The organism is Paenibacillus sp. FSL H8-0048, from assembly GCF_038002825.1.
In the GTDB taxonomy this organism is placed as follows: Bacteria; Bacillota; Bacilli; order Paenibacillales; family Paenibacillaceae; genus Paenibacillus_AQ.
Genome location: NZ_JBBODF010000001.1, coordinates 3353393 through 3377954 on the forward strand (window position 1 = coordinate 3353393; position 24562 = coordinate 3377954).

The following is a 24562-nucleotide window of genomic DNA, read 5'->3' on the forward strand; positions in this document are numbered from 1 at the left end:
CGTCAATGCTGAAGCACATCAATTATGAAATGTAGAACATTTAACCGCCAACACGCGCAAGCTCACGCATATTCGCTTCAAAAGCAGCCATCAGTGCAGCTTCGCCAGTCAGGCCGCTGCTCTCCACCTTACGGATCTGCTCCAGCATCCGTTTGTAATCCTTAGGAATGACACGGGCAAATCTCGGCAGAGCCTCATCCCATGAATCCAGAATCGCCCGGCCTGCATTACTCTCTGTAAGCTCGGTATGGCGGCTAATCATAGCATGCAGCTCAGCGATTTCGTCCGCTTCCTCTACACGCTCCAGCAGCACCATCTCCAGGTTACAGCGTTTGATGAAGGTGTTGTCAGGATCGTATACATAAGCGATACCGCCCGACATTCCTGCTGCAAAGTTACGGCCCGTTGTACCCAGTACAACGACACGGCCGCCAGTCATGTATTCGCAGCCGTGGTCGCCCACGCCCTCAACAACTACACTCGCCCCGGAGTTACGGACAGCGAACCGTTCACCGGCAATGCCGCTTACGTAAGCTTCGCCGCCGGTCGCTCCGTACAGCGCCGTATTTCCGATGATGATATTCTCTTCTGCCGCGAAGGTTGCCTTGCGCGAAGGCCGGATAATCAGCTTGCCTCCGGACAGCCCTTTGCCGACATAGTCATTCGAGTCGCCTTCAACGGTAATGGTAATGCCCTTCGGCACGAAAGCGCCCAGACTCTGTCCCGCTGATCCGGTGAAATGCAGCCGGATCGTATCGTCCGGCAATCCGGCTGCGCCGTATTTACGCGTCAGCTCACTGCCGAGAATCGTACCCACGGCACGGTTCACGTTCGTGATCGGCAGGGAAGCTTCCACTGCCGCACCGGATTCCAGCGCAGGTGCAGCAATATCCAGCAGATGGGTCATATCCAGGGTCTCTTCCAGACCGTGGTTCTGGAATTTGCTGCGGAAGCGTGTGCTTCCTTCCGGCATAGCCGGAATGTGCAGAAGGCTGCTCAGATCGACGCCCTTCTTCTTCCAATGTGTGGATGCCTTAACCGCATCCAGGCAATCGGTACGGCCGACCATCTCTTCAATCGTCCGGAAGCCCAGCTCTGCCATAATCTCGCGCAGGTCCTGTGCCACGAAGGTCATGAAGTTCACCACATGCTGCGGATCACCCATGAAGTTCTTGCGAAGCTCAGGGTTCTGGGTAGCTACGCCTACCGGACAAGTATCCATCTGGCATACACGCATCATGATACAGCCCACGGCTACCAGCGGTGCAGTAGCGAAGCCGTATTCTTCAGCACCCAGCAGAACGGCTACCGCGAGGTCGCGCCCGCTGAGCATCTTGCCGTCCGTCTCAAGCACGACACGGTCGCGCAGATTGTTCAGCATCAGCGTCTGATGGGTCTCCGCGAGGCCCAGCTCCCAAGGCAGTCCGGCATGACGGATGGAGTTCATTGGCGAAGCGCCGGTACCGCCATCGTAACCGCTGATCAGGATAATATCAGCGCGGCCCTTCGCCACACCTGCGGCGATGGTGCCTACGCCAACCTCAGAGACGAGCTTCACGTTAATACTTGCACGCGGATTGGCATTCTTCAGATCATAGATCAGCTCAGCCAAATCCTCAATGGAATAGATATCATGATGCGGCGGAGGGGAGATCAGTCCCACACCTGCCGTTGAACCACGGACTTCTGCTACCCATGGATAGACCTTGCGGCCCGGAAGCTGTCCGCCTTCACCCGGCTTCGCGCCCTGTGCCATCTTGATCTGAATCTCGTCGGCATTCACCAGATAATTCGAGGTAACGCCGAAGCGCCCCGAAGCGACCTGCTTGATCGCACTGCGGCGGGAATCGCCGTTCGCGTCGGTAAGGAAGCGCGCCGGATCTTCTCCGCCTTCACCGGTATTGCTCTTGCCGCCGATACGGTTCATGGCAATGGCCAGCGTCTCATGCGCTTCCTTGCTGATTGAGCCGAAGGACATGGCACCGGTCTTGAAGCGTTTCATGATCGATTCAGCCGGTTCTACCTCATCCAGCGCTACCGGAGCACCTACGCTCTTGAACTGCAGCATCGAGCGCAGCGTCTGGTGCTTCTCGCTTTCACCCTGAACGAGCGCCGCATACTTCTTATACATCTCATAATCACCGCTGCGCACGGAGTGCTGAAGCAGATGAATGGTCTGCGGGTTGAACAGATGCTCTTCCCCGTCACTGCGCCACTGGTATTCACCACCCGAATCCAGCACCATATCGTTGCCGTCTTTGTCGGTGAAGGCGCGGTAATGACTGGCAAGCGCTTCTTGGGCCACTTCCGCAAGGCCAATCCCGCCGATACGCGAAGGCGTCCAGGTGAAGTAACGGTCTACGAACTCCGAATTCAGCCCGACTGCTTCAAAAATCTGTGCCCCGCGATAGGACTGAATCGTGGAGATTCCCATTTTGGACAGAATTTTGACCACGCTCTTCGTAGCTGCCTTGATATAGTTCTTCACAGCCTTCTCATGCGAGATTCCGCGGAGCAGGCCTTGGCTGATCATGTCATCGAGACTCTCGAAGGCCAGGTAAGGATTGACCGCACTTACACCATAACCCAGGAGAAGCGCATAATGATGAACCTCACGCGGTTCGCCGGATTCCAGCAGAATGCTGACCTTGGTGCGGGTTCCCGAGCGGATCAGATGGTGATGCAGGCTGGAAACTGCCAGTAGCGCCGGAATTGCCGCATTCTCGCGGTCTACACCCCGGTCGGACAGAATAAGAATATTATGGCCCTTGCCCATGACGCGGTCTGCCGCCTCATTCATCCGGTCAAGCGCAATTCGCAGTCCCTCTGCCCCCAGCTCGGCCGGGAAGAGAATCGGAATGGACATCGACTTGAAGCCCGCACGGCGGACATGACGGATTTTGGCGAAATCCTCGTTCGAGAGAATCGGAGAATCCAGCGAGATCTGCCGGCAGCTCTCGGGTTCTGCCTTCAGCAGGTTGCGTTCAGGTCCGATCGTAGTCGCTGTGGACGTTACCAGCTCTTCACGGATGGCGTCAATTGGCGGGTTAGTAACCTGAGCGAACATCTGCTTGAAGTAATTGTAGAGACGCTGCGGGCGGTCAGACAGCACCGCCAGCGGTGAATCGTATCCCATGGAGCCGACAGCTTCGGCGCCTGTGGAGGCCATGGGCTCCAGCACCTTGCGCAGATCCTCGAAGGTATAGCCGAAGGACTGCTGCAGCTGCTGCACATTATCATGCTTCGGATTCGGCAGCTCCGGTGCATCCGGGAGCTGATCGAGGCCGATCAGATGCTCATCCAGCCACTCTTGATAAGGCTGCTCGGAGGCGATTTCGGCTTTTACCTCTTCGTCCGAGATAATCCGGCCCTGCTTCGTATCCACGAGCAGCATGCGGCCCGGTCTCAGCCGGTCTTTGTATAGAACATCTTCTGCCGGAATGTCGAGGACACCCGCTTCAGAGGAGAGAATAATCAGATCATCTTTGGTGACATAGTAACGCGCAGGACGCAGGCCGTTGCGGTCGAGGATGGCCCCGATTTGCACACCGTCGGTGAAGCCCATTGCGGCAGGCCCGTCCCACGGTTCCATCAGGGTGCTATGGTATTCATAAAAGGCTTTCTTCTTCTCGTCCATGCTGTCATGATTGCTCCAAGGCTCAGGAACCATCATCATCGCCACATGGGGCAGGGAGCGTCCGCTCAGGTAGAGGAATTCAAAGGTATTATCGAACATGGCTGTATCGGAGCCGTCCGGATTCACCACCGGCTTAACCTTGCTGATGTCTTCTCCGAAGTTCTCGCTCTTGAACAGCGACTGGCGCGCATGCATCCAGTTCACATTGCCGCGAAGGGTGTTAATTTCACCGTTGTGAATCATGAAGCGGTAAGGGTGGGCACGTTCCCAGCTCGGGAAGGTGTTGGTGCTGAAGCGGGAGTGGACCAGCGCAATCGCTGATTCCAGCGTTTCTTCCTGGAGGTCCAGATAGAATTGTCCTACCTGTACAGTAGTAAGCATGCCTTTGTATACGATTTTCTTGCAGGAAAGACTCGGCACATAGAAGGATTCGCCCTCTTCTGCCCCGCCGTAACGGATGGCCAGCTCTGCCCGTTTGCGGATCACATACAGCTTGCGTTCGAAGGACAGATCGTCCTTGATTCCCTCCGAGCGGCCGATAAAGACCTGGCGTACATATGGCTTCGCAGCCTTGGCCGTCTTGCCGAGCATTTCGTCAAAGGTAGGAACATCGCGGTAACCAAGTACCTGCTGGCCCTCTTCCGCGATAATCTCGCTGAGAAGTGCCTCATGGCTGGCCCGGATCTGCTCATTATGAGACAGAAAGATCATGCCCACGCCATAATGGCCCGGCTCCGGAAGCTCAAAGCCCAGCTTCGCGGCTTCTCCCGCAAAGAACCGGTGAGGAATCTGCAGCATAATGCCGGCTCCGTCTCCAGAGTTCGGCTCGCTTCCCTGGCCTCCCCGGTGCTCCATATTGAAGAGCATAGTCAGCGCATTGCTGACAATATCATGGGACGGCTTGCCTTTAATATGCGCGACAAATCCCATGCCGCAAGCATCTTTTTCGAACTGGGGATCATAAAGGCCCTGTTTGCCGGGCAGTTCAGTGTGTCTCATCACATGCAACCTCTCTATTATAAAGTAGACGGAATTCCAGGAAAATTTTTCAGCGGAAAATCTTAATAATTATTCAGGCAGAATTGGTGTTATTATTTTATCATCGAGCTGACATGAGCGCAATTTAAACTTTTTTATGAGCTTGATTAACATTTGCTTTTGCAGTGCAGCTTTAGCGAATAAAAGCGTAAAAAAACTGTCGAATGTATAATTATGCATAAATGACGAATAAGCACTTATGCATTGAAAGCGTTTCAATCATTTTCCCGCCCTGAAAACGGCACTTCCTTTAGCTATTTATATTTATGAATAAACCAAAAGCGCCCCCTTAGGAGGCGCTTTTGGTTTATATGATTTACAAAGAATATTGCTGCTTTATACAGTCAAAACTTGTTCACTTTTCAGCACAGCTTCATTGCCGCGGTCACGGGTCATGAAGTAGGTGAAGGTAAGAGCCAGGAATATTATTCCATAAGCACCAAGTGTTCCTGCATCAGCCCACATGGAGCCAAAGTCCCCAGTAGAGATTACTGCCTTGAAGCCTTTGACACTGTAAGTCATCGGCAGCAGCGGATTGAATATCTTCATCCAGTTAGGAATCAGCTCCAGCGGGAAGGTTCCTGCGCTTGTAGTCAGCTGGAAGATCAGAATCAGAATGACTACAAAGCGGCCCGGCTGATCCAGCCAAGTAACAATAGCTTGAATCATCCACATGAAGGCCAAGCTGGTAATGAACGAGAACGCGTAGAACAAGGGTACATTCTGTACTTCAAGTCCGAGACCATACAAGACAATCAGGACAGCCAGCAGTGCCTGAAGCACACTCATCATGGAGAACGTAAGGGTACGGCTCATGAACCGGTTGAACCGGCTGGCTCCAATAACTTCGGAATCACGCATAGGGATAACAATCGTACAGATCAGAGCACCTACGAACAATCCGAGGGACAGGAAGTAAGGAGCAAACCCTGTACCGTAGTTAGGTACCTTGTTCACCTTCACTTCTTCGATCTGTACCGGCTGGGCGAACATCGATACCAGCCCGTCGGTCTTGTTCACCGATTTGGTCTGCGCTGCCGCATCGCCCAGCTTGCTTGCCAGCTCCCCGGAGCCTGTCTTCAGCTCATCCAGGCCATCCTTCAGCTGCCCTGCTCCGTCACTCAGCTTCTTCGAGCCATCGGCTACCGAGCTAAGACCGCTGCCCAGCTTGCCTGCTCCAGCCAACAGCTTCGTGGTGCCCGCTTCCAGCGCTTTGCCGCCGTCTGCCAGCTTCACGCCGCCCGCTGCAGCTTCGTCCAGCTTCGCGCCGAACTGCTTCATGCCTGCGGTCAGCTTCACGCCGCCGTTCTCCAGTGCGGCTGCTCCGGCGGCCAGCTGATTCTGGCCATCCAGCAGCTGAGTGCTGCCTGCGTAGAGCTTCTGCGCTCCGTCATGCAGCTGGCCTACACCTGCATCCAGCTGCTGTGTACCGCTGTGCAGCTGATTCGCTCCCTGCAGCAGCTGCTCCTGGCCGCTGTTCAAGGCCGCCGCCCCGTTCAGGAGCTGCTGTTGACCCTGATCCAGCTGCGCCGTGCCCGCAGCTACTGCTGCGCTTGCTGCAAGCAGCTTCTGTACCTCAGGGCTTGCTGCCAGCTGAGGATTTGACTTCGCCAGCGCCTGCAGGCCATCTGCTACAGCCTTGGCTCCGGCTGCTGTCTTGGCACTGCCGTCCTTCGAAGCCGTAAGTCCGGCTTCAAGCTTAGCACTGCCCTCGGCGGAGGAAGTTAATCCGGCCGCAAGCTTCGCGCTGCCGTCGACAACCGCCTTCGTACCAGTCTGCAGCTTCTCGGTGCCGGCTACAGCCGACTGTGTTCCAGCCTGCAGCGAAGCTGTTCCGGCTGCCGTCTTCTGCAGCCCGGCATTCAGCTGCTTGCTGCCCGCTGCCGACTGCGTCACACCCTCCTGCAGCTGCTTATGCGCTGCGGATAACTGCTGCAGACCTCCGGCCAGCGTGCTGGTACCGGTTTTGAGTGCGGCTGCTCCGTTATTAAGATCACTCACGCCCTGGGTAAGCGGCGCTACACCATCCAGCAGCTTGCCGGTGCCTTCGGTCAGGACAACCAGATTGTCCTTCAGCTTCAGAGCGCCGTCATCCAGCTTGGTGGCGCCGTCTGCGATCTTGGTTGCACCGTCTCCGGCCTCGCCCAGACCGTCTGCAATTTTGGTGATTTTATCAAACACAGAACTGGTATAAGCTTCCGTAATCTTGGCGGATACCTTGCTCTTGATATCCTTCACTGCCGTGCCGCCGATCTGGCCTGCCAGGAAGTTGTAGCCTTCATTCGGCTCGTAGATAATCTTGGCCGGCTGCGGATCTGCATCCAGCAGTGTAGTTGCCTTGGCCGAGAAGTCTTCCGGCACCACAATCGCCATATAATAGGTATTGTCCTTAAGACCGGCTTCCGCCGTCTCCCGGCTGACGAAATTCCATTTGAACCCGTCCGTCTTCTTCAGCTCCGTGACCAGATCCTCTCCGGCGGTCAGCTTAGTGCCTTCATAATCAGCACCCTTATCCTGGTTGACAACCGCTACCGGAAGCTCGTTCATTTTACCGTAAGGGTCCCAGAATGCCTTCAGGAACAATCCGCTGTACAGAACAGGAATAAATAGAATGGCGAACATGGAAATACGCATCTTGGGATTCTTGAATACCGCACCAAGATCCTTCATAAACACGGATAAAGATTTCATTCTGGTTCTCTCCTTATGATCATATGCTCTCTCTTGAAAAATACGATGACTTGCTTTGAAATGATAGTTTCGTGAATGTTACAGTAACACTGGATGACTGTTTTCCCCATTCGGTCAATCAAGAGCAAAAAAAAATGGGTCTATCCTAATTCAGTACCATCCGTCTCAGCCCATCCATTCCAATCAGGGAAAGCGCAGCAGTGCGAAACGCCATCCCTATACCGGACTTAACTTCTACTGTGACAGCCCCTCTGCCAAAAACAGATGAAAGTAATGCTTAATCTGTTCTTTGGTCAGCGGCACATGTACCTTGCTCAGTTCAGCAGTAAGCGCGATATATAGCCTGAACATTACCACCGACACAATCTGGGGATCGCAGGGTTTGATTTCCCCTTGATGAATGGCCTGCTCCACCTCCCGTTCCAGATATTCAAGCACCACACTCTCGATCTTGTCGAGCCCTTCACCAGCCTGCGGTGTTCCGAAGTCCAGACTCTCCTGGGACAGCTTGATGAATAGCTCGTGTTCGCTTCGAAATTCCAGCAGGGCATCCAGCACACGGTGCAGGTTATCAAAAAACGGCTTATCACGCCTAATCTCCCGCTCGGCGATCATTTTCATCTCGATGATGACATCGCGCAGGATTTCATCAAATAACTGTTCCTTGTTCGTAAAAAAGGTGTAAATCGTCCCTTTGCCGACATTGGCAATCTTGGCGACCTGATCCATCGTTGTTGCTTTATACCCGAATAATGAAAAAGACTTCGTCGCCGCCTGAAGCACCTGCTGCCTTCGATCTACCACAGCCATTCATACACTCCCTTTCCTGAAGGATCGTCTATAACTCCCGTTCTGACCAATTTACTAATCCGGTCACTCGGTCAAGACCAACTTTATCACTTTGCCTATGTCTTTGCAATACTTTTGCTAATTTTTTTTATTTTATTGCAGTGTTTTAACTTTCTATTTACGTCTTATTTGTATAATGTGAGAAAAGAAGCAAAATCCCTAGTATAATATTAGGAGAAGCATGTACACGAGTAACCGCAGACGGACTTATGAAGCTATCTAACAAACCTACCTATAATGGAAAGTTGCAGGTGAACTTATGCGAAAGAAAAGAGTACTGCTGTTTTCGGAAGGCTTCGGCACGGGCCATACAGGGGCAGCCTATGCTCTGGCTGAAGGAATACGACTGCTGAACCCTGATGTTCAGTGCCGGGTCTTCGAGCTCGGAAAATTCCTGAATCCTACGGTCGCTCCTTGGATTCTTTCCGCTTACCGCAAAACTGTCAGCAGCCAGCCGAAGCTGGTCGGCATGATGTATAAGACCCAATATCATAAATCACTGAACCGGTTGACCAAGCTGGCCCTTCACCGGATTTTTTATACCCATGCCTCTCAGGTCATTGAGCAGCTGCGGCCGGATCTGATTATCTGCACTCATCCGATTCCTGCTGCGGTCATCTCCAGATTGAAGCGCCAGGGTCTTGATGTGCCGTTCTATACGCTGATTACCGATTATGATGCCCACGGTAGCTGGGTGAATGCGGAAGCCAACCGGTATCTGGTATCGACCTCAAGGGTCAAATCCATTCTTACAGGACGCGGCGTACCCTCCGAGCTGGTGACGGTGACCGGGATTCCCGTGCATCCGAAATTCTGGGAGTCCCAGGGCAAGACCAAGCTGCGCAAAGAGCTGGGGCTTGCTGATATCCCGACTGCGCTTATTATGGGCGGCGGCTGGGGCCTGATGTTCGGCAAGGATATAATGAACTCGCTCACCGCCCGGATCGATGAGATTCAGCTTATTTTCTGTATGGGCAGCAACGACAAGGCTATAGCCAAAATGCAATCCAATCCCCTGCTGAACCATCCCAACGTAAGGATTCTCGGTTACAGCAGCGAGATCAACAAGCTCATGGATGCCTCAGATCTGCTGATCACGAAGCCCGGCGGAATGACCTGCACCGAGGGTCAGGCCAAGGGTATTCCGATGCTGTTTTACAACGCCATCCCCGGTCAGGAAGAGAAGAACAGCCAGTATTTCGTCGAGCTGGGGCTGGCCGAGATGCTGGAGCCGGGCGTCGTGGACAAATGGTTCTCCATGCTCCTGAGCGAATATGCCGGATTCGGAGGACCGAAGAAGCGCAAGACCTCTCCGGACCTCCAGCAGCCGCAGCACTGCGCCGCCACCATTCTTAAGATGCTGGGCAAGCCAGCTGCGGAAGCCGTCTTCTCCGAGGCGTGGAGCGCCCCTCCGCCCAAGGTACGGGGAGAAGAAGCCGTCTATGTCACCCCTTAAGCGGGTGACCCTCCCCGAACTGTAAAGAGCCTCCAATCCAACAGTACGCTTGGATTTGGAGGCTCTTTGTGCGGAGCTGACAAGATATAGCAGCCAGCGATATCCCCGGGTATGCCTGCTTCAGCCGTTAACACCATATGGCCGTAACAGAATAGACGTATAGCGTCTGAAATTCAGCGGGTCTTTTATTTATAAAAGGTATGATTGCCGATGGTCTTGGCAAGTGTCCGTGAATGATGCACGGTAAGGTCCTGTGCCAGCGTCAGCGACAGGAAAAAATACGTATCATCCGTAACTTCTTTGACCCCCATAAGCGCTGCGTTCACAGCCTTAATACTGTCCGCATTTGGCTTCACGCGTTTAAGACGCCCGTTGGCCACAGGACTGAACTGCCTTTTCTGATAGATGACTTCTCTGATAGTGTCGGGAAAATTGGCTGACCGCAGCCGGTTTAGAACAACGTTGGCAACTGCCACCTTGCCCTTGTACGGTTCGCCTTCTGCCTCTGCCATGACGATTTTTTGCAGCAGATGCAGGTCTTCTCCGGATACGGCGTAGCTCCAGGTAGCTTCAGCTTGCTGCTCCTTGGGTAGTAGCTTGGTCCGGGAGAAGAACAATGTTGCGGGGGGATGTTGCTGAGTTACAGTCTTGCTTGATTTCACACTCTTCGTCCCCGTTGCCGCGATTTTGGGCGCTTGCGCCACTGGCGGCGATGCTTTCACCACAGTTACCTTGGGCTTAGTCACAATGGAAGCCGGCTTAGCCGCATTCTTGTGCTGCAGCTTCTCGGGACTTATCCATCCTGCACTTACCGTGCGTGTCCAGGTATGGACCGGCTTGGCAGCTGTGGTGTAGAGCATGGGTGTACTATTGTCGGCTGAATGGCTTGTCCTGTGCAGGACGGATGCGGCTTGCGGAATAAGCTGCTCTACCGGTTGATGGCTTGCAGACTTCAGCTTACCCATTTCTATTACATTCTCCCCGGTAGCAGCAGTTCCTTCGGGGTTCATCAAACTTATCGCTGAGAAAGACACTAGGATTACACCAACCAGCAGCGCAATATAGCGGCTCTGTTTGAAAATCAACATGTTTTACCTCCTATTTTACGGCACATTCCTATTGTATGTAACCGAAAATGGAAGCTTTGAAAACTTTCTTGTCGATTTTATAGTTAGAAAAATGTAAATTTTTCAGTCATTTCATACATAGGAATGGCATGCATCCTGGTAGCATACACCACAAAAGCATCTACCGTCCAGCCTATGTCTGGAAGTAATTGGTCCGAAGGCTGCTTCTCCGTCCGTAAATTTTCCAGCCGCGCTAGCGTAAACGGATCTTCTCCGCGATATTTGCGGGCCACAGTCAAATGGGGATTGTACGTTCGCATCTCAGGAGTATATCCTAGGGGAAGGGTCGCTGAAACCACCTTTTGCTGCAGCTCCAAGAGCGGCTCCAATTCGCCCGAAACCCCCGCCCAGAGCACTCTTGGCGAGTCCGGAAGACCGAAGGTGCCCCATTCACCGAGCTTCAATTGAAAGCCTTTACTTGAGCGCGCTACCTTCCATAGTGCCTCATAGAGAGCTGGAATAGATTCCCTGGGGGTATCTCCAAGAAATTGAAGCGTAATATGGAAATCTTTGAAATGTGTCCATCTCGCAAATTTAAGTCCGGACGACACATGGGCAGACTCATTTTTCAAATATTCTAGCAGCCTATCAGGCAACGGCACCGCAACGAACAGGCGCTCTGCTTCTTGCTCCGGGTCCCAATGGTTCATGCGAATTTCACCTTTCCAGGCAGATTTGTTATGCTTATCTATACTTATCGTCCATTTCTCTACTGAAATGTAGAACAGGAGGGAACCATCATGACTAAATCCATCGTTTGTATGCAGCCGCTCTCCTCTGCTCAGCAGGAGCTGATCCGCGCCGCTGCACCAGAGTACACACTTACCCTGGGGGATTCCAGAAACCCTGATCTGGAGCTGCTCTCCGGCGCAGAGATTATTATCGGCTGGGGCAAAGGCATCCGTGACACCGTGCTGCGCCAGGGCTCACCGCTCCGCTGGGTACAAGCCTGGTCCGCCGGAGTAGAGAAGCTTCCGCTGGAAGCCCTGGAGGAACGCGAAATTCAGCTGACGAACGCCAGCGGCGTGCATGCGGAACCGATTACTGCCGTCATCCTCAGCTTCATGCTGATGTTCACACGTAATATGCATACGGCCATCCGTAATCAGCAGAACCGCCGCTGGCACTCGGACGGGCAGGAGAGCGAGCTGACCGGTAAGACGATCGTCATCGCCGGAACGGGCGCGATCGGCAGCGAGACCGCCAGAATCGCCCAAGCCTTCCGGATGAAGACAATCGGGGTCAGCCGCTCCGGCCGGCCGGTGGAGTGCTTTGACGAGATCTTCACTACCGGGGAGCTGAAGGACTCCGTCCGCGAAGCGGACTTCGTGGTCAACACGCTGCCGCTCACCGACGAAACCCACGGCCTGTTCGATGCTGAAATCTTCTCCGCCTGCAAGCAGGGGGCATACTATATTAATATTGGCCGCGGCGTGACCACTCATACGGATGACCTGATCGCTGCACTGAACAGCGGCCAGCTGGCCGGAGCGGGCCTGGATGTCTTCGAGACCGAACCGCTGCCGGAGGACCACCCGCTATGGGACATGGAGCAGGTCATCATCACCCCTCACTGTGCCGGGGTAACCGACCGCTATGCCGACCGGGTAGTCGATATCTTCGTGCAGAACATGAAAGCCTACCTGGATACCGGCAAGCCTTCGCGCAATCTGGTGGACTATAGCCGTCAGTATTAGGCTGGTTCCGCGGAGGGGGCGCTGCCGGACTGGTGCGCTGGCGGGCTGTGTCTTGGCGCGTTGGCTCACATTTTAGAGTTTTAACGTTCCCCTGCCGCCAAATGTTGCACATATTGCAACTCGGGTATCGCCAATTTAGGCTATTCGAGCGGAATGTTGCATGAAATGCAGGAATTGTCTCCCTCATCTGCCAACTGGAGAAGAATTGCTGACATTTGTGCAACAATCTCTCATTCACCTCATATTGATCAGGTAAATGTTGCAAATTGTGCAGGATTCTAAGCGGACTCATTAGCACTAGTACCAGCACTAGCACCAACACCAGCATCAGCACCACATGTCGATAAATGCTCAGCTCGTTCAACTCTTTCAACTAATTTCAGCAATTCAGCGATTCAGTTCATTCAATGATTCGGCGATTCACGAATTCACGCATAATAAAGAGCCTCTGCTGAACTAAGCAGAGGCTCTTTATATACTTCCATCCCTAAATAGATTGAACTTGAAATTTCCTCATTAGGGAGCAGTGGCGGAAGAGAAGTTTGGAACTGTAGGAGCGGCAGCGTCCGCCTTTGTTCCCGGATTTCAACCGCTGCTGCGGTTCAAATCAAGAAATCCGGGAACAACAGCGGCCGGAAGTCCAAACTTTCTCTGCAGTCACGGCGTATCCCTAATCCCCGAAATTTTACCGCTTCAATCTATCCCCCTCACACCTTAAAGCGGGTCACCGACTCCCGAAGCTCCGTAAGCAGCAGCTTCAGCTCCGCGATGCCGTTAGCTACAGCGGTGGTTGAGCTGAGCTGCTCATGTGCAGAAGCAGAGGTCTCTTCGACACCTGCCGCGGATTCCTGGGAGAGTGCCGAGATATGCTGGCTGAACTCGTTCATAGTCTCGCTGGCACCAGTCATTTGCTGCAGGTCCTGGCCCATCTCGTCGATGGTCACCGCCATCATGCGGACCGAGCCGTTGATCTCGGCAAGCGCGTCACCAGTCTCGACAATCTGCCGGCTGCCTTGCTCCGTCTTGGCTACTCCGCCGCGCAACTGCTCCACCATGGTTCTGGAGTCGAGCTGGATGCCCTGCGTAATCTCTGTAATCTCCGAGACCGTCCGCTGCACATCCTCTGACAGCTTCCGTACTTCCTGTGCGACAACAGCGAAGCCGCGTCCGCTGTCACCGGCCCGTGCGGCTTCAATGGCGGCATTGATCGCCAGCAGATGTGTCTGCTCCGAGATGCTGCGGATGGCCCCCACCAGATGGAAGATGCCTTCATTCTTGCGGTTCAGCTCTTCTACGGTGTCCATAGACTGCGAGACCGCAGCGGCAATCTCGTTCATCTGCGCCACGGAGCTTTCCATGAGCGCCCGGCCCTTCTCACCCTTTTGCCGTACCTGCTCGGAATGATTGGAGAGATCCGTGCCTCTGCCGGCAAAATTCTCAATTAATGTGTTAAGCTCCTCCACCGCCTTGGAGGCATCCACCGCTGCTTCGGCCTGGCTCCCGGAGGCTGTGGCCAGCTCCTCCATCGTCAGCGCGATCTGGCTGCTGCCTTCCTTTGTATCGGCAATACGATGCATCAGCTCATCGCCCTGCTCCGAAATAATAGTGGATACATTTCGGATCTGGCTGACCATTTCGAGCAGCGTGCGGTTCGTTTCATTTACGGTCTTGGCGAGCAGGCCAATCTCGTCCTTGTTGCGGATCAGCGTCTCTTCCGCCGTCAGATCCCCGCTTGAAATCTGCTGCAGTTGTGCAGTTACCCTTTTAAGCGGATTGATAATGGTTTTGCGGATAACCGTGTTCGTCAAGCCGATCACCAGAAGCGCAGCCAGCACAGTCACAATACTTAACGTCACGGAGGTGTTGAAAATTTTCGCAGAGATTTCACCCTCATTCTCAGCATCCTTGTGACTGTGTGCTACCAGCGCATCCAGATCCACCTGCATGGAATTAAAAGCGTCAATTCCCTTCTGCGATACCTCCAGAGCTAATTTCTCGTCATTGGAGCTGCTGAGCAGGATCGCCTGATTGTTGACCGTCAGGAACTCGCCCCATTTCCCGACAAGCGACTGTAATTGCTTCAGCTCCTGATCTCCTTTCAGATTGGCTTTATATTCCTTAAAGGTATCCGATACTTTACGGATGAATTCCGACCGTTCTTCCGCAAGGGCGTTTTTGTCTGCGTTGTCAGTGCTCAGAATATGCTGCAGGCTGAGTGCCATAACATGCTCTGTGAGGTAATTGACATTATGAATTTTATTCAACTCGGGGATGATGTGATTAATGATCTTCCCGGTATTATTCTGCATGCCGTTCATTTGATAGAGCGACACCCCGCCGCTGATCAGAACGAATACAGCCAGAGCCGCATAACCGGATGCGATTTTGAAGCCAATGCTTTTTCCGCCGCTGGACAGCTTCGCCTGCTGCTTCTTGCCTGCTCCCTTCCTCCCTTTTCCTAACAAATCCTTCAGTCGCTGACCTATGCCCACACTTGTGTGCCCCCTTGAAATAATCTGGATGATCCCACCGATTTCCATCTGTTTACATTCGTTTTCATAAAAAAAGCAAAAAAAAATAGGTTATATGTACTATGTCGGCAGCAGGCGGCTAAAAATTTATATGTTTCTTTCGATGTAAGGTTTTACCTGCCAGCCCAGGCAGCGGACAGGTAAAGGTTCCACTATATAGGTCTAATCCAGATCGTATATCGAGCCGACCTTCAGCCCGTACAGCTCGTTGTAGATTTTCTCGGCAAAAGCGTCGGTCATTCCGGCAATATAATCGGTCACCATATGCTCCCAGGTCCAGATCGGTCTGGCTGACTTCTGGTCCTTCTCGAACCGCTGCAGCCAGTCGGAAGGGATAATGCTCCGGGATGTCTCGGGATCAAGGAACGCCTCCCACAGCCGCCGCAGTATCCACTCGCTCCGTTTCTGCAGACGCTGTACGCGCAAATCGCGGATCATCGTTACCCAGGCGAAGCTTTTGAGCACACTGACGGTCCGCAGCATGTCCTCATCCTCCTTGCCTTCCTTAATGAAGGTAACCTTCTTCCAGTCCCCGTCCCCGATCACGCCGAGGCTGGCGACAAAGGTACTGACCCAATAGGCCTTAACTTCACGGCGGGTGCGGGAGTAGTCATTCTCACAGGTCGGCATCTTCTCCTTCCAGACCCGCAGGAACGAACTCAGCACCTCCTCCACCTTGAAGCGGATCGCGGACTTGTTCCAGCCGGACCAGAAGGCATCCTCAAGCGTGGTGATTTTCTCGACAATCAGCCGCTGGATATAGTCGTCATGCATGAAATGCTCATGCACCTCAATCTTCCCGGCTTTGATACCGTCCTCCAGATCATGCGCCGAATAAGCAATATCGTCACACAGGTCCATCAGCTGCGCTTCCAGCGTTTTTTTGCCTGCCGGAATTCCCCACTGGGTGCGGATCTCGTGGATATACTCCCATTCGTGCAGATACATGCCCTTCTTCAGCACTGTCCCGGGAAAAGGATATTTGTTAATGCCCAGCAGCACCGCGTCCGAGAGGTTCAGGCCGTCGATATTCTCGCGCTTCTCCAGGAACATAATCAGGCGGAAGTTGTGGGCGTTGCCTTCAAAATGCTCATATTTGCGCTTCATACTCTCATGAATCGTCTGCTGCTGAACGGGCCCTGCCCCGGACTTGGCTACCGCCTCCACCGTCTTGCGGGTCACCAGCTTCTCCAGCAGGTTGTCCAGCACCTCTTCTCCCTTATGCCCGAACGGGGGATGTCCGAAGTCATGGGCGATGGCCGCACATTCCACCACCTCGGGATCAATGACCAGGCCCGGATTGTCCGCAGCTCCTGTCTCTACTTCCGGGTAAGAACGCAGCAGACTCTTGGCCGCTTCACGGGCAATCTGCGCCACCTCCAGCGAGTGGGTCAGGCGCGTCCGGTAGTAATCCCCGGTTCCGGCTCCGAATACCTGGGATTTGCCCTGCAGCCGCCGGAAGGTCGGCGAATGGATCAGACGCGAATAGTCGCGTTCATATGCGGCTCTGGAGGTCTCCAGCTTCGTGATTTCGGGATATTGTCTATGCTCTCTTTGTTCAATCAGTGTCATCTCCGCTGCCCCTATTCCTTGATCTGTATTTAGTAACTTATTATAAGTCATTTCCGCCGGAACTTTCACTCTAAAATGCAAATCACCCTGCGGGCTGCTATAAATGCATAGCAACCAAGGGGGATAGAGCATTCTAAGACTTAAGCAGCAGGAACCGCTTATAAAAACAAGTGTGGAGTGAATCTGAGAGCTATGAGAACAGCCACCCGAATAACCGCCGCAGTTCTTGCAATACTGACGCTGATGCACAGCCCTTCCGATCTGGCCCTGGGCAGTCCGGGCAAGGCAAAAAACCGCTATTACTATGAGGAGCGCGGCGATATGATCTGGGAAGTGCGCACCAGCCAGAAGGTGATTGCCCTGACCTTCGATGACGGACCGGACCCCCTGGAGACGGACAGCATTCTGGAGGTGCTGCATGAGTATGATGCGAAATGTACGTTTTTTGCGATTGGCAAGCGGATCGCTGCCTATCCCGATGTCGCCAGACGCGTAATTAATGAAGGACACGAGCTGGCGAACCATACCTATAACCATGTCTATTTCAAAAGGCCAATCTCCGGGAAGCAGATTCAGGAGGAGCTCGCGCTGACGGAGCAGGAAATTATGAAGATATCCGGCAGGCACAGCAGCCTGTTCAGACCGCCGGGCGGAATGTACGACGAGACCCTGATCGATGTGTCCAACAGCATGGGCCTGAAGCCCGTACTGTGGTCCTGGCATCAGGACACCCGCGACTGGAACCGCCCCGGCGTCTGGAACATCTCAAGCCGGGTGATCCGCAATGCGAGGAGCGGGGATATTGTCCTGTTCCACGACCATGTCCACGGGCCGTCACAGACGAAGGAAGCGCTGAAGATCATTCTGCCTGAGCTGAAGAAGCAGGGCTTCCGGTTCGTGACCGTGTCGGAGCTGATTGAGTTATCCGATGTGCAGCAGGCGAAGACGGACCGGCATATGACCTATTAGAGGCCTTCCCCGGATTGCACAGGTTCTCAAAATAAGGTAGTCTTGAGCATAATAAGGCTATGCTAATATGGCTATTTGTGAATCTGCCAGTCCATCCCCCAGGAGGGTTAATATATGACCGAGAATACTTCCTATACAACCGAGGAAATCGCCCGGCTGCTCAAAATCTCCAAGCTCAAGGTCTATGATCTGATCAAAAAGGGCGAGCTGCCCTCTTACCGCGTCGGCAAGCAAATGCGCGTGGACCTCTCCGATCTGGAGAAGTACAAGCAGAATTCCCGCAACAGCGGGGCCTATGCAAATCCGCTGCCCGGGGGCGGACTAACCGAAGCTGCACTGCCGCAGGCCCAGCCATCGCAGCAGACGGGGCCGCCGTTCGCCGCGCCTTATCAGGCCTTCGCCTCCCCGCCGCCGCACAGCATGAAGAGCAGCAGTATAAATGTAGTCATTACCGGCCAGGATATGTCACTTGATATTCTGGCGACCCATCTGGAGCGGACCCTGCCGTCCACCCGTCCGCTCCGTTCCTATGCGGGCAGTCTGGACAGCCTCATAGCCATGTATCAGGGTGAATCCGATATTGTAAGCACCCATCTGCTGGACGGCGACAGCGGTGAATATAACCTGCCTTATATCCGCAAGCTGCTCGTAGGCTTCTCCTATATAGTGGTGCATCTGCTGACACGCAGCGCAGGCTTCTATGTGCAGAAGGGTAATCCGCTGGGCATCCGCAATTGGGGTGACCTCCGGCAGGACGGAGTGACGCTGATTAACCGTGAACGCGGCTCCGGCGCCCGGGTGCTGCTGGATGAACAACTGCGCCTGCATGGAATTCCGTCATCAGGTTTGAATGGATATACTAATGAAGAGAACAGTCATCTGGCAGTAGCCAGTCTGGTGGCGAGAGGCGGGGCGGATGTGGGCATCGGCACCGAGAAAGCAGCCAAAATCATTGAAGGCATCGACTTCATTCCGCTGATCCGCGAGCGCTACGATCTGGTCATGGTGAAGAAGCCGGAGAATGAAGCCTGGATTAATGCCATTCTGGATATTCTGCGCTCGGAGGCGTTCCGCAGTGAGCTAAGCTCGATTCACAGCTATGACCTGAGTGAGACGGGAGATATTATTTACGAGACTTGAAAAGATCTGCTATTTTTCCGGCCGAACGAGGAGGTACGCATGTTATCCACAATACCGCAGGCAGCATTCAGGCCGGAGCGCTTGTTTTTTTCAAGCATACACAGCTATTACGGAAGATTTGCACAAGGGGAGTCTTTGCCCCGCAGGGTCCTTCACCGCCATGCCTTGTGTTATGTTACAGCAGGTAAAGGGCAGATTATCCTAAATGGGAGGACGCTTACGGCGAATAAAGGAGATTTCTTTTTGTTATTGCCCGAAACTTCGGTGGAAGGCAAAGCGCTGACGACAGAACCGCTGCATTATATGATCATTTTCTTCTCCTGTATCCAGCTTCGTACAAATCGCAGGCAACAGCAGCTCCACCCTCCGGAATTTCCAATTAGCGGGAAGCTTGAAGCTTCCGGCCATCCACAGGCTGCAGAGATCACCCGCCACATGACCTCCTTTCACCGTACCCGTGACCCGGAGGATATGATGCACGCCAAATACCGGCTGCAGCTGCTGCTCGCGATGCTCCTTCAACCAAGTAAGCGTATTGTGCAGGACAAGGCTGTAGGGATGGACATTGTGCTTGCCCACATGAAGAACAACTACAACCAAGAGCTTAAAGTCGGGCAACTGGCTCTAATGGCGGGCTTAAGCACCAATCATTTTATCAGAGCGTTCAAGCAGCTTACACAAAAGACTCCTATGACTTATTTAATGGAGGAGCGGATAAAAAGGGCCAAGCAACTGTTGTTCTCTTCTGAACGGGTCAAGCAGATCGCCAAGGAAGTGGGCTATAAGGACGAGCATTATTTTAGCCGGGTGTTCAAAAAATCGGAAGGCGTGGCACCGGCCAGCTACCTCAAAAATAATCATATCCGTATTGCTGTTCTCTACTATGGTCTGGATGATTACCTGATGACACTTGGACTGGCGCCAGTGACTGCGCTGTCTTACCGGGAGCGGGTGTCAAGAAATTACAGCCTCCCCCACTCCGGTATACTGGAGCAGGACATAGTCCGCCTGAACGGTTCCCGGTTGAATTATGAAGAGCTGGCACGGGTGAAGCCTGATCTGATTATTGGGAGCGACCGCCTGTTACCAGGCGAGGTCCTGGAGTCCATCGCACCGACGGTTGTTCTTATGCATACCGATAATGTGGAGCAGCAGTTGTCAAGGTTGTCCCGTATTCTGGGCAGAGAGCAGCAGGCTGACGATTGGATGAACCGCTACGCAGAGCAGAAGCACCTCCTTAGATCACAGCTGGAGGCACAGGATGTGCTGCCCACCGTTTCTTTTATCAGAGTCAGCTCTGAATTCTACCGCTTGTACGGCGCCTCCAATCAGACAGGAACTCTGCTATACCAGGATCTTGGACTGCGTCCTCCCTCCTCAACCCTTGAGCAGACGGGAGCAGTGGATTTCGAGATTCATGAGCTTCCCCGGTATAATCCGGGAACCATCTTTTTGGCTGCGGACCCTACCCTTGAATCGAGACAACGGCTGGAAGCCCTGCTCTCGTCCAGAGAATGGTCTTCACTGGATGCAGTGAAGCAGTCCCGGGTATTCGATGCCGGAGATCTGTTGTTCAAAACACTCGGACCCTCAGGCAGAAAGTGGGCCATGTCGTATGTTGCATCCCGGATTAGCAGACCGGCCGATAGAATTATCCACGCCAACACAGGGTTATAATCCATTGAAAAGTATGGATCGTTCTCCTATCATAATGATAATGATTATTATTATCTATTGCACAAAGGAGACTAGAAATAAATGAAGCGAATGAAATCCCTCCAGTTCCTGCTCCTTGCCGTGCTGCTGCTGATACTGGCTGCGTGCAGCAATGGAGCAGGACAACCACAACCGGCTTCTGAAGAACCGCGTCCCTCCGCCTCCCAAACCAGCGGTCAGGGAGCTGCGGAACCGGGCACACGCACAATTACCCACCTTAAGGGAGAAGCTGTGATTCCGGCCAAAATCGAAAAAATCGTTGTTCTCACAGCAGAGTACATAGATCATCTGTTGACTATCGGAGAGAAGCCCTCCGGTGTAAACACCGAGGTCCGGTACGGAGGAGAGTATCTTCCCTATCTGGCTGACAAGCTGCAGGGTGTACAAACCGTAGGTTCGGCAGATAATCCCAACCTTGAGGCCATTACCTTGCTTGATCCGGATGTGATTCTTATTGAGAGCAGGACGGCCGAGAATTCGTATGAGCAACTGAACAAAATCGCCCCTACCATCGTTCTTGGAAATGAATGGCTTGATTATGGAGACGATACTTCCTTTTGGACCAAGGATCTGCTAACCATTGCGGAGATGTACGACAAGACGGACCTGGCGAAGGAAAAAATTGCTGAACTGGAACAGAAAACGGTCCAGGCCAGCGGGAAAATCAAAGCGCTGGACAACAAAAAACTCGCCTACCTCCGTGTACGGGAGAAGACACTCCAAGTGTACGCACAGCAAGGTCATCCAACCAATGCATTACTCTACCAGGATCTCGGGTTCGAACCTGCCGCACTTACGCCGGAAGACCAAAGAGCAGATTTATCCTTGGAGAAAATACCGGAGCTGGGAGCAGACTTTATCGTCCTTGAGGTCGATTCCAATGCCCGCGATTTCCTGAACAGCATGCAGGCCAGCCCGCTCTGGAAGAACATCCCTGCCGTACAGGGAGGAAAGGTTCATGAGACCGATTCCTTCTGGCTCTTCAAGGGCTGGGGAGTGATCGGCCGGGGTGAAATTATTGATGAAATCATGGCATGGCTAGAGCAATGAGTGGCGTTGTACCTTTTGGCAGCCAGTGGAGACAAGCTTTCATGCAGCAGCATTTTGCCGTGACTGTCGCGGAGAAACGGAGTACTTCTTTTCCGTTCAGTACAGAGGATCTATTGGACGAAGCGAAGCTTCCGCTCATTATCGGGCAGCAATCACTTCAGCTTGGGCAGCCTCCAGGAATTGTAGTAGGAACTTTGTTTGCCAAAAGGTACTCGGTGTTGATCATGGGACTGGCCGCCTCCATCACACTCTTCGATACCCCGCTCTCTCTGCTGCCCGGCGCTTTACGGTTCAGACTGACGGATGCAGGAATGATGCATTATGAAGCAGAAAGGGCCGCCACGGACAAATGGCCTGCTAACTCTTCGGAAGTCCGTCAAGCCTGCCTTGCCGATTATATGGATCGCCTGCTGGCACATTTACGGCAGGTGCTCCAGTCTGTATCAGGGTATACGGGAGCTCAGGAGAAAGTCATGTGGTCGCTGATTGCGCATAATTTGCATAACCTGTATGGACGGCTGCATACGGACAAGGGACTCTGGGACTCTGAGGACCGGGGCCGGATCATAGGCAAGGATTATACTACCCTGCTTCAGCCGGAGAAGCCGGATGAATTATCCATGCGGTTCCGGCGGTATGAGCATCCGAAGCTGCGTGGCCATTCATTATATCTTCGCAAGCATTGCTGCCTGGCCTACCGGATCAGGATTGGGCCTGATGCCGGAGAGTATTGCAGCACTTGCCCCAAGCTATCCCCGGAAGAGCGAGGGCGTATATTAGATGAATAAGCAACGCCCCTCACCGGTTCGGGAGGGGCGTTGCTTTGTTCTGTTCTGCTATTCTCTAGGACCCATATTGACAATAACATCCCGGTTATAGCTGCCTCCGGCAAACATGATGCCCTCCGGCTCCCTCTTACGGGGCAGCAGCGCCTCGGAGATAATATTGCCGGTATGGTCAAGGTAGCTGGTGACATCAATGCTCTTATGGTAAAGGCAGATATCATCCACCCGGTCCTCCATCACAATACGCAGCGCGGTGGCCTCCTGCACGGAGAGTAATTCCCCATGCTGCCGTACCGGCAGCCGTTCTGCGCTCACCTGCGGCTTTGCTGCCCCGAACGGAACAGCCAGGGTAACGATAGCCTCGCTCCCCGTCAAGGTAAGGGAACGCTTCATTACCGGATTCCCGCTGTAGTGGCCCTGCTTGAAGATCAAGCCCTGCTCCAGCGTCAGCCGGTCCTCAGCCAGCCCGGAGGGGAGCGGCTTCAGCAGCAGATTGGCCCCCTCCAGCTGAGAGACCACTTCCCCGCTGAGAGAGTCGCAGGCTGCTGTACCCGGCGGCAGGTGGAAGTACTGCTCATAACGGTGCTGCCCTTCTGCTTCGAACAGGTCCACGATCAGCCAATAGCTGTTCTTGACGAACAGCACCTTACGGGAGTGAACCACCGGATCTTCGTACCGGGTATATCCGTACTGGCTTGCAAAAGCATAATCATAGACCTCATTAAATTGCATATCCCAGATTCTGCAGCTGGCTGTAGGCGGCGTATTCCAGTGGAAGCTGCGGACATGCTGGTCCTGCCCGTCAACAACTACAGTGTTATGGGCGCGGGTCGAGACTATATATTTACGTTCCTTGTTCCACTCGAACAAGCCCATGCCCGAATCCGCCAGCAGCTCGCGTCCTCCGGCGTAGAGCACCAGGCTAAGCGCATCGGAATGCGCATGCCCGCCGATCCCGACGCCTGCCCGCATCGCCATGTACATATCGTTAGGGCTCCAGCCCTGGCGCGAGGTCACATAACCGCCTGCCGGGAAGCAGGCTGCTGTCTCCGCGGGCTCCACGGCCTTCAGCTGATCATACTCCGCCGCAGCCTCCGGCCCCACTCTCCACAGCAGGGAGAACGGCAGCCGCTCATGGCCCAATGCCTTGAAGTCCCCCCGCTGGTACAGATAAGCGCCCAGGCTCATGACACCCCTCAGCTCACTGACGACCTGAACATCGGTATCGCCGAACTTGACCAGTTGCCCGTCCGGTGCCAGCAGATGCATCGTGACGACATACATTTTCTCCAGCGTCTCCCGGTATTCTCCGGCATCGATGCCGAGCTTCTGGTAGAGAACCACCAGTTCATACAGCTCGCGCATGACGATCAGGTGGTAATTCGGGCTGCCCTCGAACTGTACCCCGTCGGGGTAGACGTTCTCAAGGATGTATCCCGGCAGCTTGCGTCCGGCGTATTCCAGCCATGCGGCGGAATCCTTCAGCTCCGGCAGAAGCAGCGCCGTCTGAGTCAGCCCCCGGAGCTGCATGCAGACATGGTTGCCGCCGCCGGCATGGTATTTGCGCACATATTCCCCATGCTGCTGGAAGGACTGAATCAGCTTCAGCTTCACCTCAGCCCTAAAGGCCGGGGAGCCGAAGAAGGTAATGAACGCTTCCGGCAGCATGAACATCCGCACACCGGCCGAGAGGGGGTCCCAGGTCGAATGCTCTGCCCGGAAGGTACCATCCACCGGCATAGGGTTATCGTCAATGAAATGGCTGATCATATCATTGAAGCATTTGGCGTATTTGTCATCCCCGGTCAGGGCGTAGGCCCTGGACAGGCGCTTCACATAGACGAACCGGGTCAGATGCAGCTGATACTGCGAGCTGTCGAACAGCCAGCTGTTCCAGTCATACCTTCCTTGCCGGAAGACCACTCTTTTCCCTTTGAACAGGGGGATATCCCCCTCTACAATCCGGTCCGCCTCGGCAATATCCTGCTGCGCCTCCTCCTCTCCGCTATAATGGCTGGCAGCGTACGCCGTAAGCCCAGGAACATCCTTCACCTCAAAGTAATATCTCCAGTTGTTACCCGCTGCAATGACTTCTAAATAAGCATCCCGTGCACCGGGGACATCGCCAGCGTCCAGCTTCGCAGCTACACCGGCAAGCTCCGGTCTGGTCAAGTCCAGCATTGTTCTTAAGAACTCCCCGGCAGCCAGCTGCGGCTTCGTATATGCGGGATTGTGCCGCAGATCCTTATACCCCATATTCAATTCTATCATCACCTTTATATTCGCGGATCTCTCCGCCTGAGT

General features: G+C 53.8%; 15 protein-coding genes. 7 read left to right on the top strand and 8 right to left on the bottom strand.

Annotated elements, in window-relative coordinates; genetic code table 11:
* Window positions 1-40: 40 nt before the first annotated feature.
* The 3 genes from gltB to NSU18_RS14255 form a co-directional block, all read right to left on the bottom strand.
* Window positions 41-4636, bottom strand: a complete 4596-nt coding sequence (gltB, locus tag NSU18_RS14245; RefSeq protein ID WP_341149334.1) for a glutamate synthase large subunit — start codon at window positions 4634-4636, stop codon at window positions 41-43.
* A gap of 375 nt (window positions 4637-5011) precedes the next feature.
* Entirely contained in the window at window positions 5012-7366 is a 2355-nt protein-coding gene (locus NSU18_RS14250; protein ID WP_341149335.1) for a YhgE/Pip domain-containing protein, read from the bottom strand.
* A gap of 234 nt (window positions 7367-7600) precedes the next feature.
* Window positions 7601-8176 carry a TetR/AcrR family transcriptional regulator gene (locus NSU18_RS14255; protein WP_341018973.1) on the bottom strand — a complete coding sequence of 192 codons (576 nt, stop codon included), beginning with the start codon at window positions 8174-8176 and terminating at the stop codon, window positions 7601-7603.
* Between the two features lie 298 nt (window positions 8177-8474).
* Between NSU18_RS14255 and NSU18_RS14260 the strand changes: the two genes are divergently transcribed.
* Window positions 8475-9671: an MGDG synthase family glycosyltransferase gene (locus NSU18_RS14260; protein WP_341018971.1), complete on the top strand. Its 1197-nt coding sequence runs from the start codon at window positions 8475-8477 to the stop codon at window positions 9669-9671.
* Between the two features lie 185 nt (window positions 9672-9856).
* Here the strand turns inward: NSU18_RS14260 and NSU18_RS14265 are convergent, their stop codons facing one another.
* Entirely contained in the window at window positions 9857-10759 is a 903-nt protein-coding gene (locus NSU18_RS14265) for a cell wall hydrolase (RefSeq protein WP_341149336.1), read from the bottom strand.
* Between the two features lie 83 nt (window positions 10760-10842).
* Window positions 10843-11448 (bottom strand): RNA 2',3'-cyclic phosphodiesterase, encoded by a 606-nt coding sequence (gene thpR / locus NSU18_RS14270; RefSeq protein ID WP_341149337.1) that lies wholly within the window; start codon window positions 11446-11448, stop codon window positions 10843-10845.
* A 90-nt stretch (window positions 11449-11538) separates the two neighbouring features.
* On the opposite strand from thpR, the gene NSU18_RS14275 reads away from it, so the two are divergent.
* Window positions 11539-12495, top strand: coding sequence for a D-2-hydroxyacid dehydrogenase (locus tag NSU18_RS14275; protein ID WP_341149338.1), 957 nt, complete (start codon window positions 11539-11541; stop codon window positions 12493-12495).
* A gap of 707 nt (window positions 12496-13202) precedes the next feature.
* Here NSU18_RS14275 and NSU18_RS14280 read toward each other — a convergent pair.
* Window positions 13203-14987 carry a methyl-accepting chemotaxis protein gene (locus tag NSU18_RS14280; protein ID WP_341018961.1) on the bottom strand — a complete coding sequence of 595 codons (1785 nt, stop codon included), beginning with the start codon at window positions 14985-14987 and terminating at the stop codon, window positions 13203-13205.
* A gap of 201 nt (window positions 14988-15188) precedes the next feature.
* Window positions 15189-16598, bottom strand: a complete 1410-nt coding sequence (locus NSU18_RS14285; protein WP_341018959.1) for a deoxyguanosinetriphosphate triphosphohydrolase family protein — start codon at window positions 16596-16598, stop codon at window positions 15189-15191.
* A 192-nt stretch (window positions 16599-16790) separates the two neighbouring features.
* Here NSU18_RS14285 and NSU18_RS14290 point away from each other — a divergent pair, with 192 nt between their 5' ends.
* The 5 genes from NSU18_RS14290 to NSU18_RS14310 all read left to right on the top strand — a co-directional run bounded on the left by NSU18_RS14290 (window position 16791) and on the right by NSU18_RS14310 (window position 22261).
* A complete protein-coding gene (locus tag NSU18_RS14290; RefSeq protein ID WP_341149339.1) occupies window positions 16791-17567 on the top strand; it encodes a polysaccharide deacetylase family protein in 777 nt (258 codons plus the stop codon).
* Window positions 17568-17681: 114 nt separating this feature from the next.
* Window positions 17682-18707 (top strand): helix-turn-helix transcriptional regulator, encoded by a 1026-nt coding sequence (locus NSU18_RS14295; RefSeq protein WP_341018955.1) that lies wholly within the window; start codon window positions 17682-17684, stop codon window positions 18705-18707.
* 39 nt (window positions 18708-18746) lie between these two features.
* Window positions 18747-20384, top strand: a complete 1638-nt coding sequence (locus tag NSU18_RS14300; protein WP_341149340.1) for an AraC family transcriptional regulator — start codon at window positions 18747-18749, stop codon at window positions 20382-20384.
* An 81-nt stretch (window positions 20385-20465) separates the two neighbouring features.
* Window positions 20466-21473: an iron-siderophore ABC transporter substrate-binding protein gene (locus NSU18_RS14305; protein WP_341018952.1), complete on the top strand. Its 1008-nt coding sequence runs from the start codon at window positions 20466-20468 to the stop codon at window positions 21471-21473.
* Between the two features lie 41 nt (window positions 21474-21514).
* Window positions 21515-22261, top strand: coding sequence for a hypothetical protein (locus NSU18_RS14310; RefSeq protein ID WP_341149341.1), 747 nt, complete (start codon window positions 21515-21517; stop codon window positions 22259-22261).
* Between the two features lie 48 nt (window positions 22262-22309).
* Here NSU18_RS14310 and NSU18_RS14315 read toward each other — a convergent pair whose 3' ends face one another.
* Window positions 22310-24529, bottom strand: a complete 2220-nt coding sequence (locus NSU18_RS14315) for an alginate lyase family protein (protein ID WP_341018950.1) — start codon at window positions 24527-24529, stop codon at window positions 22310-22312.
* Window positions 24530-24562: the final 33 nt, after the last annotated feature.